The sequence below is a fragment of the Albibacillus kandeliae genome, assembly GCF_003116585.1.
GTDB lineage: Bacteria > Pseudomonadota > Alphaproteobacteria > Rhodobacterales > Rhodobacteraceae > Albibacillus > Albibacillus kandeliae.
Window position 1 is genome coordinate 25,347 of the sequence record NZ_QEHM01000001.1, and the last position, 14,857, is coordinate 40,203.

16 protein-coding genes are annotated in these 14,857 nt (G+C 66.6%); 10 read left to right on the forward strand and 6 right to left on the reverse strand.

The window, feature by feature from the left end:
- The first annotated feature begins 59 nt into the window (after positions 1–59).
- The 3 genes from dctP (at position 60) to DDT93_RS00120 (ending at position 2,948) form a co-directional block, all read left to right on the forward strand.
- Entirely contained in the window at positions 60–1,049 is a 990-nt protein-coding gene (dctP, locus tag DDT93_RS00110) for a TRAP transporter substrate-binding protein DctP (RefSeq protein ID WP_109463767.1), read from the forward strand.
- Positions 1,050–1,141: 92 nt separating this feature from the next.
- The gene (locus DDT93_RS00115) at positions 1,142–1,630 is read left to right on the forward strand and encodes a TRAP transporter small permease (RefSeq protein ID WP_109463768.1); all 489 of its coding nucleotides are present in this window, start codon (positions 1,142–1,144) and stop codon (positions 1,628–1,630) included.
- A 1-nt stretch (position 1,631) separates the two neighbouring features.
- Entirely contained in the window at positions 1,632–2,948 is a 1,317-nt protein-coding gene (locus DDT93_RS00120; protein WP_109463769.1) for a TRAP transporter large permease, read from the forward strand.
- A gap of 4 nt (positions 2,949–2,952) precedes the next feature.
- On the opposite strand, the gene DDT93_RS00125 is transcribed toward DDT93_RS00120, so the two are convergent.
- The 4 genes from DDT93_RS00125 to DDT93_RS00140 all read right to left on the reverse strand — a co-directional run bounded on the left by DDT93_RS00125 (position 2,953) and on the right by DDT93_RS00140 (position 8,360).
- Positions 2,953–3,699 carry a GntR family transcriptional regulator gene (locus DDT93_RS00125; protein WP_109463770.1) on the reverse strand — a complete coding sequence of 249 codons (747 nt, stop codon included), beginning with the start codon at positions 3,697–3,699 and terminating at the stop codon, positions 2,953–2,955.
- A 131-nt stretch (positions 3,700–3,830) separates the two neighbouring features.
- Positions 3,831–5,816 carry a capsular polysaccharide biosynthesis protein gene (locus tag DDT93_RS00130; RefSeq protein ID WP_109463771.1) on the reverse strand — a complete coding sequence of 662 codons (1,986 nt, stop codon included), beginning with the start codon at positions 5,814–5,816 and terminating at the stop codon, positions 3,831–3,833.
- A gap of 25 nt (positions 5,817–5,841) precedes the next feature.
- Positions 5,842–6,972: a polysaccharide biosynthesis/export family protein gene (locus tag DDT93_RS00135; protein WP_109463772.1), complete on the reverse strand. Its 1,131-nt coding sequence runs from the start codon at positions 6,970–6,972 to the stop codon at positions 5,842–5,844.
- A gap of 95 nt (positions 6,973–7,067) precedes the next feature.
- Positions 7,068–8,360 (reverse strand): capsule biosynthesis protein, encoded by a 1,293-nt coding sequence (locus DDT93_RS00140; protein WP_109464711.1) that lies wholly within the window; start codon positions 8,358–8,360, stop codon positions 7,068–7,070.
- Between the two features lie 168 nt (positions 8,361–8,528).
- Between DDT93_RS00140 and DDT93_RS00145 the strand changes: the two genes are divergently transcribed.
- Both DDT93_RS00145 and DDT93_RS00150 read left to right on the forward strand, forming a co-directional pair.
- Entirely contained in the window at positions 8,529–9,125 is a 597-nt protein-coding gene (locus tag DDT93_RS00145) for a riboflavin synthase (protein WP_109463773.1), read from the forward strand.
- Positions 9,122–9,706, forward strand: coding sequence for a hypothetical protein (locus DDT93_RS00150; protein ID WP_109463774.1), 585 nt, complete (start codon positions 9,122–9,124; stop codon positions 9,704–9,706). Before DDT93_RS00145 ends, DDT93_RS00150 begins: the two co-directional genes overlap by 4 nt.
- Positions 9,707–9,812: 106 nt before the next feature.
- On the opposite strand, the gene DDT93_RS00155 is transcribed toward DDT93_RS00150, so the two are convergent.
- Positions 9,813–10,412, reverse strand: a complete 600-nt coding sequence (locus DDT93_RS00155; protein WP_109463775.1) for a biotin transporter BioY — start codon at positions 10,410–10,412, stop codon at positions 9,813–9,815.
- A 184-nt stretch (positions 10,413–10,596) separates the two neighbouring features.
- On the opposite strand from DDT93_RS00155, the gene DDT93_RS00160 reads away from it, so the two are divergent.
- Positions 10,597–10,863, forward strand: a complete 267-nt coding sequence (locus tag DDT93_RS00160) for a DUF6455 family protein (protein WP_109463776.1) — start codon at positions 10,597–10,599, stop codon at positions 10,861–10,863.
- On the opposite strand, the gene DDT93_RS00165 is transcribed toward DDT93_RS00160, so the two are convergent.
- Positions 10,848–11,330 carry a DUF6314 family protein gene (locus DDT93_RS00165; protein WP_232825329.1) on the reverse strand — a complete coding sequence of 161 codons (483 nt, stop codon included), beginning with the start codon at positions 11,328–11,330 and terminating at the stop codon, positions 10,848–10,850. The genes DDT93_RS00160 and DDT93_RS00165 overlap by 16 nt on opposite strands.
- Before the next feature lie 85 nt (positions 11,331–11,415).
- On the opposite strand from DDT93_RS00165, the gene purB reads away from it, so the two are divergent.
- The 4 genes from purB to DDT93_RS00185 all read left to right on the forward strand — a co-directional run bounded on the left by purB (position 11,416) and on the right by DDT93_RS00185 (position 14,836).
- A complete protein-coding gene (gene purB, locus DDT93_RS00170) occupies positions 11,416–12,720 on the forward strand; it encodes an adenylosuccinate lyase (RefSeq protein ID WP_109463777.1) in 1,305 nt (434 codons plus the stop codon).
- A gap of 141 nt (positions 12,721–12,861) precedes the next feature.
- The gene (locus tag DDT93_RS00175; protein ID WP_109463778.1) at positions 12,862–13,020 is read left to right on the forward strand and encodes a carbohydrate-binding module family 14 protein; all 159 of its coding nucleotides are present in this window, start codon (positions 12,862–12,864) and stop codon (positions 13,018–13,020) included.
- A gap of 107 nt (positions 13,021–13,127) precedes the next feature.
- Positions 13,128–13,658 carry a tetratricopeptide repeat protein gene (locus tag DDT93_RS00180; protein WP_109463779.1) on the forward strand — a complete coding sequence of 177 codons (531 nt, stop codon included), beginning with the start codon at positions 13,128–13,130 and terminating at the stop codon, positions 13,656–13,658.
- A gap of 149 nt (positions 13,659–13,807) precedes the next feature.
- On the forward strand, positions 13,808–14,836 hold the full coding sequence (locus tag DDT93_RS00185) for a flagellar motor switch protein FliG (RefSeq protein WP_232825330.1): 1,029 nt from the start codon (positions 13,808–13,810) through the stop codon (positions 14,834–14,836).
- The last annotated feature ends 21 nt before the right edge of the window (positions 14,837–14,857 follow it).

Here is a 14,857-nt window from a genome sequence, read left to right on the forward strand (position 1 = left end):
CGCCGACGGCGCGGTCATAAGCCGGCAAACGGCACCTTTCTCCAACAGGGAGTGAACGCATGTTCAACACTGAAAGACTCCGCGGCGTTCTGGCCGCGACGGCCCTCGGGCTCCTCGGCGCCACCAGCGTTCAGGCAGAAGACGTGCTGCGCGCCGTCACCGCCTTTCCGACGCCGATGTTCTGGTCGCAGGACTTTGCCAAGTTCGCCGAGGCGGTGAACGAGAAGGGCAAAGGCGTGATCCGCATCGACATCGTCGGCGGCCCCGAAGTGATCCCGCCGCCGCAGCAGATGGATGCCGTCAGCCGCGGTGTCATCGACATGCAGTATGGCCCGGCCACCTATCACCTGGGCACCGCTCCGGAGATTGACGCGCTGGTCGGCTCGACCGTGACGCCCGAGACCTTCCGGTCCAACGGCGGCCTCGAGCTGATGCAGAAGATCTTTGGCGAGCGTTTCAACGTCCGCCTGATGGCGATGGCGCAGTCCGGCCTGCAGTTCCACGTCTGGACCGTGGACCAGCCGACCATCGGCGAAGACGGCAAGGTCGACCTCAAGGGCATGCGCCTGCGGTCGCAGCCGATCTACAATGCCTTCTTCGAGAGCATGAACGCGGTGCCCATGTCGGTGCCGGTGCCGGACGTCTACACCGGTCTCGAGCGCCATACCTTCGAGGGTATCGGCTGGCCGGTCGCGGGCGTCATGGACTTTTCGTGGGACGAGTTCCTGAAGTACCGGATCGACCCGGGCTTCTTCAACTCGGACCTCGTGGTGGTGATGAACCCGGCCAAGTACGACGGTCTGAGCGACGAGGCCAAGGCGATCCTCGACGAGGTTGCGGCCGAGTACGAGATCGGGTCGCGTGACCGCCTGGCCCAGACCACGGCAGACACCGACAAGGCGGTGCGCGAAAAGGGCATCGAGATCATCACGCTGGAAGGCGATGCGGCCAAGGCCTACCTCGACACCGCCTTTGACAGCGCATGGTCGCGGCTCAAGGCGTCGGGCAGCCCCTACTACGACGAACTGCGCGAAAAGTTCTACAAGTAAGCGGCATCGGGGCGGTAACGTCCCGCAGATTACCCGCGGCGGGCCGCCTCATGCGGCCTGCCGTCCTGTTCCTGCTACCGGAAAAAGGCGAGATGAGGATCTACGACCGAGTCATCACCGGGCTGGCCGCGCTCGGAGCGCTCAGCCTGCTTTACATCACCTGCGCGATCGTCATCGACGTGATCCTGCGCAACACCGGCTCGGCCCCGTTCCAGTCGACCTCTGCCGTTTCGGAATACATCCTGATGTTCTCGACCATGTGCGCCGCGCCCTGGCTGGTGCGCGAGCAGGGGCACGTCACGGTCTCGGCCTTCACGGGCCAGTTGCCCCCGCATCTGCGCCGTGGCGTCGGCCTGCTGGTTCAGGCGGTGTCGGTGGTGACGCTGGCGCTGCTGGGATGGCGTGCCGGGGCACTCGCGCTGCAGAAGTTCCAGGCCGGAACGGTGGACATGCGCTCGATCAGCATCCCGAGCTGGGTGCTCTTCGCCATGCTCTGCTTTGGCCTGACCCTTTCGGCCATCGAATTCCTGCGCCAGTTGCTGCGCGGACAAGTCTACAACGGCGACGCAGGGGGCGCATGACATGACCTGGATTGCCGCCTCGCTGTTCCTCGTCGGAGGACTGCTGTTCCTGATGTTCCTCGGCCTGCCCGTGGCCGTGGCCTTTCTCGTGATCAACATCGCCGGTGTGATCGTCTTCATGGGCGGTCTCGTGGGCATCGACCAGCTGGTCGCCAATGCCACCGACAGCATCACCACCTTTGCGCTGGTGCCGGTGCCGCTGTTCACGCTGATGGGGGAGATCCTGTTCCACTCGGGCCTCGCGGCGCGGGTGTTTGACGCGCTCGACATGTGTTTCGGCCGGATCCGTGGGCGGTTGAGCTATCTCACCGTCGCAGGGGGCACCATCTTTGCGACCCTCTCGGGGTCGTCGATGGCCAATACCGCCATGCTGGGATCGACGCTGATGCCCGACATGATCAAGCGGGGCTACAAGCCGCATATCATCATGGGGCCGATCATCGCGACCGGCGCGGTCGCCATGATCATTCCGCCGTCCTCGCTCGCGGTTCTCCTCGGGTCGCTGGCCCGGATCGACGTGGGGGCGCTGCTGATCGCCGGGCTGGTGCCGGGGCTGATCCTGATGGCGATGTACGTCATCACCATCCGCATCACGCTGGCCCGCGATCCTGACGCCGCGCCGTCCTATGCGGTGGAGCGTGCGCCGCTGGGCGCCATCCTGAAGGCGCTGGCGCTGAACGTGCTGCCGATGGGTCTGGTGATCTTCTGCGTCATCGGGCTGATCCTGATGGGCTGGGCGACGCCGACCGAGTCCGCCGCCTTCGGCGTGCTGTCGGTGCTGATCCTGACTATCGTCTATCGCAAGCTGTCGCTCTCGGTCATGACCAAGGCGATGATGGGGACGCTCAAGGTGTCGGGCATGATGCTGATGATCATCATCGGTTCCACCACCTTCTCGCAGGTGCTGGCCTTCTCCGGCGCCTCGTCGGGGCTGATCAGCTATGCGACCGGTTTCGGCCTCGGGTTCTACGCGATGCTGGCGGCGATGCTGGTGGTGCTGATCATCCTCGGGATGTTCATGGACCAGCTCTCGATAATGATGCTGACCCTGCCGATCTTCATGCCGCTGGTGAGCGTCTATCAGTTCGACCCGATCTGGTTCGGGGTGATCATGCTGCTGGCGCTCGAGATGTCGCTGGCGACGCCGCCCTTCGGCCTGCTGCTCTTCGTGATGGCGGGGGTTGCGCCCAAGGGGACGACGCTGGGCCAGATCGCCCGCGCGGTGCTGCCCTACCTGCTGTGCACGCTGGTTCTGATCGTGCTGCTGGTGGCGGTGCCGGGGATTGCGACCTGGCTGCCTTCGGTGATGCGCAACTAGGGGGTCAAGCCACCGGCTGCGCCATGTGCAGCTTTTCGATGACCTCGCCGGTGCGGTGGAGGCTGCGGGCGAAAAGATCGACCGCCTCCTCCTCGCGCCGGGCGACGGCATGGTCCGCGATCTGCCGGTGTTCGGCCATGTAGGACTGCTTGAGAAAGGCGCTGCCCGGCGCCTCCGAGAAGAACGGCCAGCGGTAGCGGTGGGTCTGCTGGTAGAGCTGATCCGAGTAGTGCAGCATGTAGTTCGACCCGCTCGCGCTGATCAGGGCGTGGTGGTAGGCCTTGTGCCGGTCTTCCAGCTCGGCCCGTTCCTCCTCGGTCGCTTCGCGGGTCAGCGCCATGGTGCGTTCGAAGGCGCGGGTGAGCGCCAGCATCGAGCCCAGCACCTCGGCCTCCCAGTCGTCGCCGCCGCGCCGGATCGAGCGGCGCAGACCTTCGCAGTCGATCAGCATGCGGGTCTCGATGGCGTCCCACATTTCCTCCATCGAGAAGGTGGCGACGCGGAACCCGCGCGAGGCGAAGTTGTCGACCAGTTGCTCGCTCTGCAGCCGGTTCAGTGCCTCGCGCAGCGGTGTGAAGCTGAGGCCGTAGCGTTCCTTGAGGCCCTGCAGGCGCAGGGGGGTGCCCGGGCGCAGATGGCCCTTGAGGATATCCGAGCGGATGCACTGGTAGGCGTGCTGGCCGAGCGTCCCTTCGGTGGGGCGTTTCGGGGCCGGTGGCGGCATGTCGCCCTGCTGCTTGGGTTTGGCCAAAGAGATTACTCCGCAATTTCGAAAATCTTAGTCGTCTTCGCGATGGGGAGGAACCGGAACCTGCGAAAAATCTGCATTCCCCCGCGGTTCACGGGGTGGGCGTGGCCTTTGCGCCCAAGCGGATTGCAGGCCTAGCGCCAGAGGTGCGAGGCGCTGGCGAAGAGGCCCTGCAGCTTGGAGAGCGTCCGGTTGGCGAGCCCGGGATGCGGGATGCGGCCGGTGGCGAGACATTCGACGATGACCTCGACGGGGCAGGGGTGCCCGTTTTTGGGATCGCGGTAGCGCGGGTAGTCGATCAGCGCGGCGTGGACCAGTCCGGCGAGGGAGGGGCGGGCGGTGCGGCGCGGGGGGATCGGGCCGAGATCGTCGGTTAGGCCCCAGCCGGCGTAGAAGGGGGCGCCGAGCGTCGTCACCCTGACCCCGCGCAACAACGCCTCGAACCCGAGCAGCGAGGTCATGGTCCAGACCTCGTCCACCGCGCCCAGCAGGGTGGCGGGGTCTGCCGCAGTCAGCACCATGTCGGCAGCCCCGGCCCCGGTAGCACCGGTCCGCAGCCCGGCCTCGACGTCGGGGTGGGGTTTGTAGAGGATCACCGCATCGGGGCGGGCCGCCCGCACGGTTTCGAGCAGGGCCTCGTTGGTCCGGACCGTGCCTGCGCCGGTCAGGATCGACTGGTCGTCTTCCACCTGGCCGGGGACCAGTACGCGGTGGCCCTGCGGCAGGTCGGGCGGCGTGCCGCCGAGGTTGTACTTGCTGAGGCCCTTGTCGGTAAGCGAACGGATCAGGCGCTCGGCTCGGCGTTCCTGTGCCGCTGTCAGCGTTGCGCGCCGGGTGATCAACTCTTCGAGGCGGCTGGGGCCGGTCGGATCGTAGTAGATGCCGATGTCGTCGGTCACCAGCGAGAGGGGCGGCACCAGTTCCGCCCCGAGCCCGCGCGAGCGCAGGAAACCGTCCTCGACCCGCGTCGCGCCGGCGTGGTCGCCGGTGGCCTTGCCGGCCCAGACCATGCGGGGCCGCCCGGTGGCATCGGCCTTGGCGTTGTCGTCGGTGAAGATCACCCGTTTCTGCTGGCCGAACATCTGTTGCAGCGCGGGGCGTTTCCACAGGCGCATGCCGCTGGCGACCCAGCCGCGATGATCCTCGCGCCATGCGCGCGCCTCGGCCTCCATCGTGTCGAGCGCGTCTTCCAGCTCGCACAGGCGGTCGCAGTAGGGGTCGTACCAGACCGGGTAGAGCATCATCGCGGCGGCGAAGAGCTGGGGCCGGGTCAGGCGACGTTCGCGGCGCGGCACCGGGTCCTCGTCCTGGGTAAGGCCCCAGCCGGCGTAGAAGGGCTGGCCGAAGACGCGGGGCCGGTGACCGGCGAGGATGGCCTCGAAGCCGAACTGCGAGGAGAGCGTGTAGACCGCGACGGCGCCCTCAAGCAGGGTCCAGGGGCTGACGGGGTCGTCGTAGAGGGTCACGCGGCGGTTGGCATCCTCCGGTCCGTAATAGCCGGGCCGGAAACCTGCGCGCGTTTCGGGGTGGGTCTTGATCAGGATCCGCGCGCCGGGGTTTTCCTCCTGCGCAAAGACCAGCATCTCGCGGAAGCGGGCGTCGTCTCCCCGGCTGGCGAGCACGGAAGCATCGCCGCGGGTCTGGTCGACGACCAGAACGTAGCCGGGTTCGGGCACCGGGGTGGCGGGATCAAAGCCGCTGTACTTGCTCAGGTGGGCCTCCTGCATCCGCGCGATGGCGTCGCGCGCACGGTCGAGCAGCGCGGTGTCGTCCAGCGGGGCGGTGGCGAGCAGGGTTTCGAGGTCGGAGGGCACGGAGGCGTCGAAATGCACCCCGCGCCGGTCGAGGTGCAGCCCGATGGGCGGCTCACCGGCACGGCCGGGGTGGAGCGAGCGCAGGAAGGCATCCTCGACCCGCAGCACCGGCGCGTTGCGTTTCTCGGCGACGGAGAGGCCCCGGTGCGCCGTCGGGCTGTTGCCCCAGACGCCGACCATGTCGCCGGGACCGGGGAGGCCGAGCCGCAGGCGGTAGCCGGAGAGTTGCAGGATGCGGCGCACCCGGCGCTGGGTCAGGAACCCGCCGTTGTAAACGAAAAGCCGGGAGCTCTCGCCCCCGGCCATATCGTTTTCCGCGCCGCGCAACGGATCAGTTGGTCAGGCTGTCGATGCTGGCAATCGGCGTGACCGCGCCCAGCAGCAGCGAGATCGTCTTGGACCACTGCGCATAGGGCGCTTCGGTCACGTAGAGGGTGTCGCCGTCCCGGATCACGAAGTCACGGGCAAGGAACAGGCCGTTGGGTTCCTTCAGGTTCAGCACGTAGATCATGCGCTGTGCACCCTGCAGGTCACCCCGGCCCAGCACCTGGTTGGCGATCTCGGCGGGTTCGTTGCGCATGACGAAGACGCCCGTCGGGTCGGAGGTGGTGGAGACAAGGCCGCCGACCTGCGCGATGGCTTCGAGCGCGGAGAGGTCCTGGGACTCGAAGGGCACGCGGGCCTGCTTGCTGGTGGCGCCGAGGGCGGTGAACGAGCGAGTATCGGTCTCGACGAGGATGCGGTCCCCGGCACGGAGCGCGATGTCGAGCGAGGGGTTGTCGTAGAGGTCCTGGAACCAGATCTTGCCGCGCTGGCTGCCCCGGATCACCGTGATCTCGGCGATCTCGGGCTCAATGGTGACACCGCCCGCCTTGGCCAGCATGGCCGAGAGCGTACGGGTGGGGCGCTCGATCGGGTAGACGCCCTGTGCGCCCACGGAGCCGACGAGCGACACGGTCGAGCCGTCACCGGCGACGCGCCGCACCTCGACCTGCGGGTCGGGGGTCTGTTCCTCGAGCTGCGAGGTGATGATCTCGCGCAGCTGGTTCGGGGTGTTGCCAGAGGCTTTGACGCGGCCCGCATAGGGCACGAAGATGAAGCCGGAGCTATCGACCTGCACTTCCTCAAGCGGGGTGGAGTTGCCGGTGCGTCCGGTCAGCAGCCCGTCATCGACGTTTTCCCAGATGGTCAGGCCAAGAATGTCGCCCGGCCGGATGACATCGGAAGTCAGCTGCGCGGCGCCGGTGAAGTCGCTGGAAAACCCGAGGGCAGGAACGACGGCAGTGGCCCGCGTCACCCGGTCGTTGACCGTGACGATGAAGGAGTCGCCTTCGCGCTGGACCGAACCGGCGTAGATCTGGCGCTTGTTCGGCCCGACCTGAGGCAAGCCGCAGCCCGCCAACAGCGCGATGACTGTCAGCGTCACGACGGACTTCGCCCATCGGTTTTCTTGGAAAATCACTGCCCGGTCTCCTCGACCTGTTTTTCTGCCTCGGTGTTTTTCCGGTATCCCTATCGGATTCCTGAGAAAAAAGCTAGAGGCCGGGCTGGAGGCGGTCAGTTCACCACGCGCAACTGTTGCCGCGGCGCCGCTGTGCCGGATTTCAGCGCATCGTAGGGATCTTCGGGCGAGAGCATCATGTCGACCACGAGGCGCAGGAGCTGGCGCCGCCCGCGCGAGGAGTAGTAGCCGCCGGGCACCTGGCTGGTTTCCAGCAGGTAGCGGCGATAGTCCTTGTAGGCCCGCATGTCGGGGCGACCGGCGCCGCGGAAGAAATCGGCGAGCGGCTGGGTCGAGACGAACTCGGGCTTGTCGTAGACCGCGCGGCCGAAGACCTTGAGCGGGATGCCACGCCACAGCACCTGCTGGCCGGCGGTGGAGTTCACTGTGACCGCGCTGCGGGCGTCGTTCAGAAGCTGCGCGAGCTTGCCGCCACGGACGTAGTGCACTCGGCCCTCGAGCCCGTGTTGGCGGGCGAGGCGGCGCGCCTCTCGGCGCAGGGCGACACGGCCGTTCTCCAGCGGGTGGGCCTTGATGACTAGGTGGTGGTGCTGCGGCGCGCCCGTGGCAAAGCCCTCGAACACCACCGAGAGGAAGTCGGTCATGCGCGAGAAGGGCGAGTGCTGCTGGAACGAGCTGTCGTGTTCGAGCTGCAGCAGGGCGAGGTGATAGGGAAAGCCGCCGTTGCGGATGCGCCGGGTCGCGAAGCGCCGCTCGATCCCGTGGAACGGCATCAGGAGCAGGCGCTGGAGGTAAAGCTGGAACTCGCGCGTCACCGGGAGCTCCCGGTGGGCGCGGAAATTGCGGAAACGCCCGTTCCGGAACATGACGAACCAGTGGTAGAGCGCGCCGTAGAAGACGTGCTGGCGCATGTCGCCCCAGTGCGACGGGGGCAGGGGCGCCTCCAGATCGGACTGCGCCAGCGCCTCCTGCATGTCGGCGATGCTCATGTCCATGAGCCGCGAATTGCCGTTCGAGCCGTCGCGCTCGTAGGTGATCCAGTAGGGGCGCATGTAGCCTTCTTCGAAGACATGCACGCGCAGACCCAGACGGCGGGCGGCGGCGACGGCCTCGGCGTGGATCGGTCGGGTGTCGCCGTAGAGGACGATGTCACTTACCCGGCGCTCGGCAACGATGGTTTCGAAGGTGGCGGCCCAGTTCTCCGGGCTGCCGGTATAGGGGATGAAGCTTGCCCGGTCGGGCCAGAAGGCGCGGTCGCCCGCGTTGAACCCCACGCGCCAGACCTCGGCTCCGGCGGCCCGCAGCATCCGCCCCAGGGACTGGAAGAAGGGCCCGTGCGGCCCCTGCAGGAACAGGTAGACAGGCTGACTGTTGGCGGTCGCGTTCATCATTTCTGCTCGGGTTTGCTCGGTTTGCCCGGGATTGTTTCCCGGATCTGTACTGCCGTTCTAGGGCGAAACTATGACCCGAGAGTGGAAATGACGCAATATCTGGGGCTTGCGGCGAAACCGCCCCGGGACTAACTCAGAGAGGAAGCCAGGTCAGGAGCCAGACCCATGTTCACCGGGATCATCACCGACATCGGCACCGTTCGCGCGGTCGAGAAGCAGGGCGACCTGCGCGCGCGCATCGCCACGTCCTATGACACCGCCAAGATCGATATCGGCGCCTCCATCGCCAGCGACGGGGTCTGCCTTACCGTGGTCGACCTCGGGCCCGACTGGTACGATGTCCAGATCAGCGCCGAGACGGTGTCGAAGACCAACATCGGCGCCAATGGCTGGGCCCCGGGCCAGAAGGTCAACCTGGAACGCGCGCTGAAGGTCGGGGACGAACTGGGCGGGCATATCGTTTCGGGCCATGTCGACGGCGTGGCCGAGGTGATCGACATCCGCGACGAGGGCGACAGCTCGCGCTTTGTCTTCCGGGCTCCCGAGCATCTGGCGCGGTTCATCGCGCCCAAGGGCTCGGTGGCGCTGAACGGCACCTCGCTGACGGTCAATGACGTGGAGGGGCGCGATTTCGGTGTGAACATCATCCCGCATACCAAGGAAGTGACCACCTGGGGTGCGGTGAAGGTGGGCGACCGGATCAACCTGGAGATCGACACGCTGGCGCGCTACGTCGCCCGGCTGCAGGAGGTGATGGCATGAGCGGGACGACCCCCGGCATCGGGCACAACAACGGGCCCAGCATGGAGCGCGGACAGGTCTGGCGCGCCTACCAGTGGCGCAAGGCGCAGAAGGAACTGATGCCTAACACCATCCCGCTGATGGTGGTGAAGATGCGGCTGCGCCGTGCGGCCGAGCTGGGGATGGACTACAAGGCCTATGCCCGGATCCGGCAGGCGACGGGGCAGGACATCATGGGCCTGCTGTTCTCGTCGAACGCGCTGCGCATCATCGGCGACGGGGCAAAGATGCCCGAGGCAGAGGCCCGGGCGCTGGACGCGGTGAAGTCGGCGCAGAAGCTCTCGCTGGTGCATCTGCCGAACCGGCCCGGCCCGGTGCTGCAGGCCAACCCGGTGCTCGACGCGACCGAGGCCGCGCCCCGGTTCACCGACAGCTGGAGCGACATGCGCGTGCGGCTCGAGACCTTCATCCGGTCCCGGCGGCTTCCGGGCAACCAGGTGGTGATCATCGGGGACGCGCCGCTCGAGTCCGAGTGGATGGCAGCGGCGAAGGCGGCGGGATACTTGCAGGCCAACGAATATTTCGGCAGCCAGGCGGGTTGAACGGCGCCGTCGGTTAGCGGCCGTTTTGTGGATGTGAAAAAGGCCGGGGCAGAACCCCGGCCTTTTCGTTTCATCAGCTCTTGCGAGGGGCCTTGGGCCCGTCGTTTCAGCCGCGGGCGTTGCCGACCAGTTTCCAGACGGCGGGCAGCAGCAGGGCGGCCAGCGCCAGCTTGATCGCGTCGCCGATCAGGAAGGGGGTCAGGCCCCAGGCCAGGATCGGCTTGTCCCAGCCGTAGAGCTGGCCGAGCCAGAGCAGGCCGGGGACATAGATCAGCGCGTTGCCGATCAGCATCGCGGCGGCCATGCGGGTGACCGAACGGTCCCAGCCGCGGGCGGCCAGTGCGCCGAGGGCCAGAGTGGCGAGCACGTAGCCGACGAGGTAACCGCCGGTGCCGCCCATCATGTAGGTCAGGCCAGCGGCTTCGGCCGACGAGCCTGCGAAAACGTCAAAGCCCAGGGCGCCGACCAGCATGTAGCCCATGATGGTGACGAGGCCGAGCCGCGCGCCGTAGGCGGCGCCGAGGGTCAGCACGGCGAAGGTTCCCATGGTGATCGGAACCGGCCACATCGGGACCTTGATCTTGGCCGCGATGGCCAGGATGGCGATACCCATCACCACCAGGGCAGCCTGTTTCAGGCGCAGCGCCAGGCCGGTTTTGGGGCCAAGGACCTCGCTCAGCACGCGGTCGGTTGCAGCAAGGGACATGTCGGTTCTCCTGATTGTTCCTCATCCTCGGCGGACTTGATGCCCCAGATGCGGCGGCGCGGCAAGCGGGAACCGGGGCGGGTGGCGCCTTGCTTGATACAGGTCAAGGCGGCGGGGGCGGGCCTGCGTCAGGGTAGGGGCGACTCGACCTTGCGGGGCAAATTCAAAGGAAAGACGGCATATCATGGGGTTCTTCTCGAAAATCATCCGCAGCGCGGACCTGACCAAGGGCATGGCGGACCGGCTGGGCCTTGACCTGGGCACGATGGTGACCCGGCACGGCGAACCGGCGGCGCTGGGCTATCGCGGCGCGGTGATGCGGTGCAGCGCCTGCACCCAGCAGTCGGCCTGCGCGGTGCTGCAATCGACCAATACCCATCTCGACCATGCGCCGGGATACTGCCGCAACCGGGCCGATTTTGCCCGCTTCGACCGTTACCTGAACGGCTGAGGTCCGTTGGGGGGCGTGCCGGCCTCCGCATCGGGGGCGAACGTGCTGATCATGGCATAGTTCTTGCGGGGGCCGGTCACACGCCACGTGGTTTCGAACCGCGGCCACTGGCCGAAGCGGTAGCGCACCCGGTAGGTATCGGGCGCGCACCAGTGTTCGGCCCCGCCGCCGCCGGGCGGAACGTGGTGAAACAGCCGCCCGTCCTCGAACCAGACGCTCAGGTCCGGCTTCCAGAGATAGCGCCGCTGGGCCCTGATCGGGGGTTGCCCGGCGAGGTGGAGAAAGCCTTCCTCGTGGTAGGCGAGATCCGCGCCGGACGGGGTCCATTCCGCGATACCATCGAAGCGCGCCTGAGGCTGTCCAGCCTGGAGGATCCGCCGCGCGATGGTCCAGCGACCGGCGAAATCCGCCAGGACCCGGGGGCGCAGCCCCTCGACCCCCTGTATTTCCGGGGCATTCCGCCTCAACACGCCTCTCCCGACCTTGCCGCTTGGCCGCCACCGGTTTATGAGGCGGCTCATACCTCCCAATCACAAAACGGTGCCGCTGCCAATGATCCCCCGCTATTCCCGCCCCGACATGGTCGCCATCTGGTCTCCGGAAACCAAGTTCCGCATCTGGTACGAGATCGAGGCCCATGCCTGCGACGCGATGGCCGATCTGGGCGTGATCCCGCGCGAGAACGCCGACGCGGTGTGGAAGGCCAAGGACGTGGAATTCGACGTGGCGCGCATCGACGAGATCGAGGCGGTGACCAAGCATGACGTGATCGCCTTTCTGACCCACCTTGCCGAGCACGTGGGCAGCGAGGAGGCCCGTTTCGTGCACCAGGGCATGACCTCGTCGGACGTTCTGGACACCTGCCTGAACGTGCAGCTGGTGCGCGCCTCCGACATCCTGCTGGACGGCGTCGACAAGGTACTCGCCGCGCTGAAGAAACGCGCCTACGAGCACAAGGACACCGTTCGCGTGGGTCGTTCGCACGGCATTCATGCCGAGCCGACCACCATGGGCCTGACCTTTGCCCGTTTCTACGCCGAGATGGACCGCAACAAGAACCGGCTGGAAAAGGCCCGCTGGGAAATCGCCACCGGCGCGATCTCGGGCGCTGTCGGCACATTCGCCAACATCGACCCCGCGGTCGAGGAGCATGTCTGCGAGAAGCTGGGCCTGCGCCCCGAACCGATCAGCACGCAGGTGATCCCGCGTGACCGCCACGCCATGTTCTTTGCCACGCTGGGCGTCATCGCTTCCAGCATCGAGAACATCGCCATCGAGATCCGCCACATGCAGCGCACCGAGGTACTGGAAGGCGCCGAGTTCTTCTCGATGGGGCAGAAGGGCTCCAGTGCCATGCCGCACAAGAAGAACCCGGTGCTGACCGAGAACCTGACCGGTCTGGCCCGCCTTGTCCGCATGGCGGTAATCCCGGCGATGGAGAACGTGGCCCTCTGGCATGAGCGCGACATCTCGCACTCCTCGGTCGAGCGCGGCATCGGGCCGGACGCGACCATCACGCTGGACTTCGCGCTGCACCGTCTGGCCAGCGTCGTCGACAAGATGCTGATCTTCCCCGAGAACATGCTCGACAACATGAACAAGTTCCCGGGTCTGGTGATGTCGCAGCGGGTGCTGCTGGCGCTGACGCAGGCGGGTGTAAGCCGCGAGGACGCCTATTCGATGGTGCAGCGCAACGCGCTGAAGGTCTGGGAAGAGCGGCTCGACTTCCGCGAACTGCTGCTGGCGGACGAGGAAGTGGTCAAGGCACTGGGTGTCGAGGCCATCAACGAGAAGTTCGACATGGGCTATCACACCAAGCACGTGGACACGATCTTCAAGCGCGTGTTCAAGGACTGAACAGGTTGCGCCGCCATCTCGGCGGCGCACCGCACGCTTTCGCGAGGCCGGGTGAAAAGCGTTTGAGAGTGATCCGAACCGGGGTAGCCTGTCGTAAGAAGAACAAGATCAGGACAGGATCAACCCTCGGAGGTACTCTCAATGACCCTCAAGACAGTTCTTTCGGCCCTCGCACTCTCCCTTATTCCCGTCATCAGCTATGCCCAGTGCTCTGGCCACGAGCAGCAGGCCCAGTCCTGCGCGCAGGGCTTTGTCTGGGACGTCGAGCAGCAAGCCTGCGTTGATCGCGCATCCAGCTGAACCTTTTTGCGAGGTCGTACGACTAACAGTTATCCCGGCCCCGGAACTTGGTCTTGACCTGCATCCGGGACCGGGCTGAGTTGAGTTACGCTTTTCAGGAGATACCCATGCGTTTCGTTCTTGCCCTCGCCCTCGCAGCTGCCCCGGGCCTCGCCTTTGCCGCCGGTGGTGGCGGGTCCGAGCCCAAGCCGACCGAAACCACGCAGAAATGCGAAGGCACCCAGGTCTGGGATGAGAAGACCAAGACCTGTATCGACGCCAAGGATTCACGGCTCGATACCGATACCCTCTACGGGGCCGTGCGCGAACTGGCCTACGCCGGTCGCCTCGAGGATGCCCAGGGCGTGCTGCGCGCGATGCCGGACCAGACCGACGACCGTGTCATGACCTACTGGGGCTTTACCCACCGCAAGATGGGCCACCTGACGCTGGCCAACATGTTCTACGAGCAGGCCATCGAGAAGAACCCGAACAACATCCTCGCCCGTTCCTACATGGGGCAGGGGTTTGTCACCGAGGGCCGCGTCGAAGAGGCCATCGCACAGTGGCGCGAGATCATGGCGCGCGGCGGCGAGGGCACCTGGGCCGAGGCCTCGCTGCGCGAGTCGATCCGGACCGGGATCACCTACAGCTACTGATCGTCTTTCAGCCTTTCTTTACCCGGGCTCGGGTAAAGTGCCTGTCATCCCTCTAAGGGCAGACAGGCAAGGGCGGTCACATGCAGGGCGACGGCGGTATTCCGGGTCTCCCGGCGATGGCAGGGCAGTTCGGCGGGGGCGCAACAGCAATGGCTGCGCCCCCCAGCACGCTCGACCGGCGGGCCAAGGCCGCGATCGTGGTGCGGCTGCTGCTGAACGAGGGCGCGGATCTTCCGCTGGAGGATCTGCCGGAGGAACTTCAGGCCCGGCTGACCCACCAGATGGGCAGCATGGGGCTGGTGGATCGCGCCACGCTGGATGCCGTGGTGGAAGAATTTGCCGACATTCTCGAAGGCGTGGGGCTGTCCTTTCCCAAGGGCATCGCCGGGGCGCTCTCGGCGCTGGATGGCAAGATCAGCCCGCAGACGGCGGCGCGCCTGCGCAAGGAAGCGGGCGTGCGGCAGTCGGGCGATCCGTGGGAGCGGTTGCGGAGCATGCCGGTGGAAGACCTTGTGCGGATCGCCGAACAGGAAAGCACCGAGGTCGCGGCGGTGCTGCTCTCCAAGCTCGACACGCCCCGGGCGGCGGAACTGCTGGGCAAGCTGCCCGGCCCGCTGGCGCGGCGCATCACTTATGCGGTGTCCCAGACCGGGTCTGTCACGCCGGACGCAGTGGACCGGATCGGCCTCTCGCTTGCCGCGCAGTTCGAGGACAAGCCGCCGGCGGCCTTTGCGGACGAACCGGGCGCGCGGGTTGGCGCGATCCTGAACGTTTCGGCGGCCAGTACGCGTGACGACATGCTGACCGGGCTGGAGGAGACGGACGCGGCCTTTGCCGAGAGGGTGCGGCGCAACATCTTTACCTTTGCCCATATCTCGGTGCGGGTCCGGCCCAAGGATGTGCCCGTCGTAGTGCGCGCGGTGGAGGCCGACACACTGGTGACCGCGCTGGCCGGGGCCACGGACGAGCAGACCTCGGGGGTGGCGGAATTCCTGCTCGGCAACATGTCGCAGCGGATGGCGGATAACCTGAGAGAGGAGGTCGGCGACCGCGGCAAGGTCAAGCCGAAGGACGCGGAGGCGGCGATGAACGCGGTCGTGGGCGCGATCCGTCAGCTGGTGGAACAGGGCGAGATCGAGATGGTCGACCCCGACGAGTCCCTGGAAGAGGACGCCTAGGCACCGCGTGACGATGGACAG

Coding starts and splice junctions, on each gene's coding strand:
- dctP (WP_109463767.1), top strand. CDS start 60: ATGTTCAACACTGAAAGACTCCGCGGCGTTCTGGCCGCGACGGCCCTC.
- DDT93_RS00115 (WP_109463768.1), top strand. CDS start 1,142: ATGAGGATCTACGACCGAGTCATCACCGGGCTGGCCGCGCTCGGAGCG.
- DDT93_RS00120 (WP_109463769.1), top strand. CDS start 1,632: ATGACCTGGATTGCCGCCTCGCTGTTCCTCGTCGGAGGACTGCTGTTC.
- DDT93_RS00130 (WP_109463771.1), bottom strand. CDS start 5,816: ATGGCCGGGGGCGAGAGCTCCCGGCTTTTCGTTTACAACGGCGGGTTC.
- DDT93_RS00140 (WP_109464711.1), bottom strand. CDS start 8,360: ATGAACGCGACCGCCAACAGTCAGCCTGTCTACCTGTTCCTGCAGGGG.
- DDT93_RS00145 (WP_109463773.1), top strand. CDS start 8,529: ATGTTCACCGGGATCATCACCGACATCGGCACCGTTCGCGCGGTCGAG.
- DDT93_RS00150 (WP_109463774.1), top strand. CDS start 9,122: ATGAGCGGGACGACCCCCGGCATCGGGCACAACAACGGGCCCAGCATG.
- DDT93_RS00155 (WP_109463775.1), bottom strand. CDS start 10,412: ATGTCCCTTGCTGCAACCGACCGCGTGCTGAGCGAGGTCCTTGGCCCC.
- DDT93_RS00160 (WP_109463776.1), top strand. CDS start 10,597: ATGGGGTTCTTCTCGAAAATCATCCGCAGCGCGGACCTGACCAAGGGC.
- purB (WP_109463777.1), top strand. CDS start 11,416: ATGATCCCCCGCTATTCCCGCCCCGACATGGTCGCCATCTGGTCTCCG.
- DDT93_RS00175 (WP_109463778.1), top strand. CDS start 12,862: ATGACCCTCAAGACAGTTCTTTCGGCCCTCGCACTCTCCCTTATTCCC.
- DDT93_RS00180 (WP_109463779.1), top strand. CDS start 13,128: ATGCGTTTCGTTCTTGCCCTCGCCCTCGCAGCTGCCCCGGGCCTCGCC.
- DDT93_RS00185 (WP_232825330.1), top strand. CDS start 13,808: ATGGCTGCGCCCCCCAGCACGCTCGACCGGCGGGCCAAGGCCGCGATC.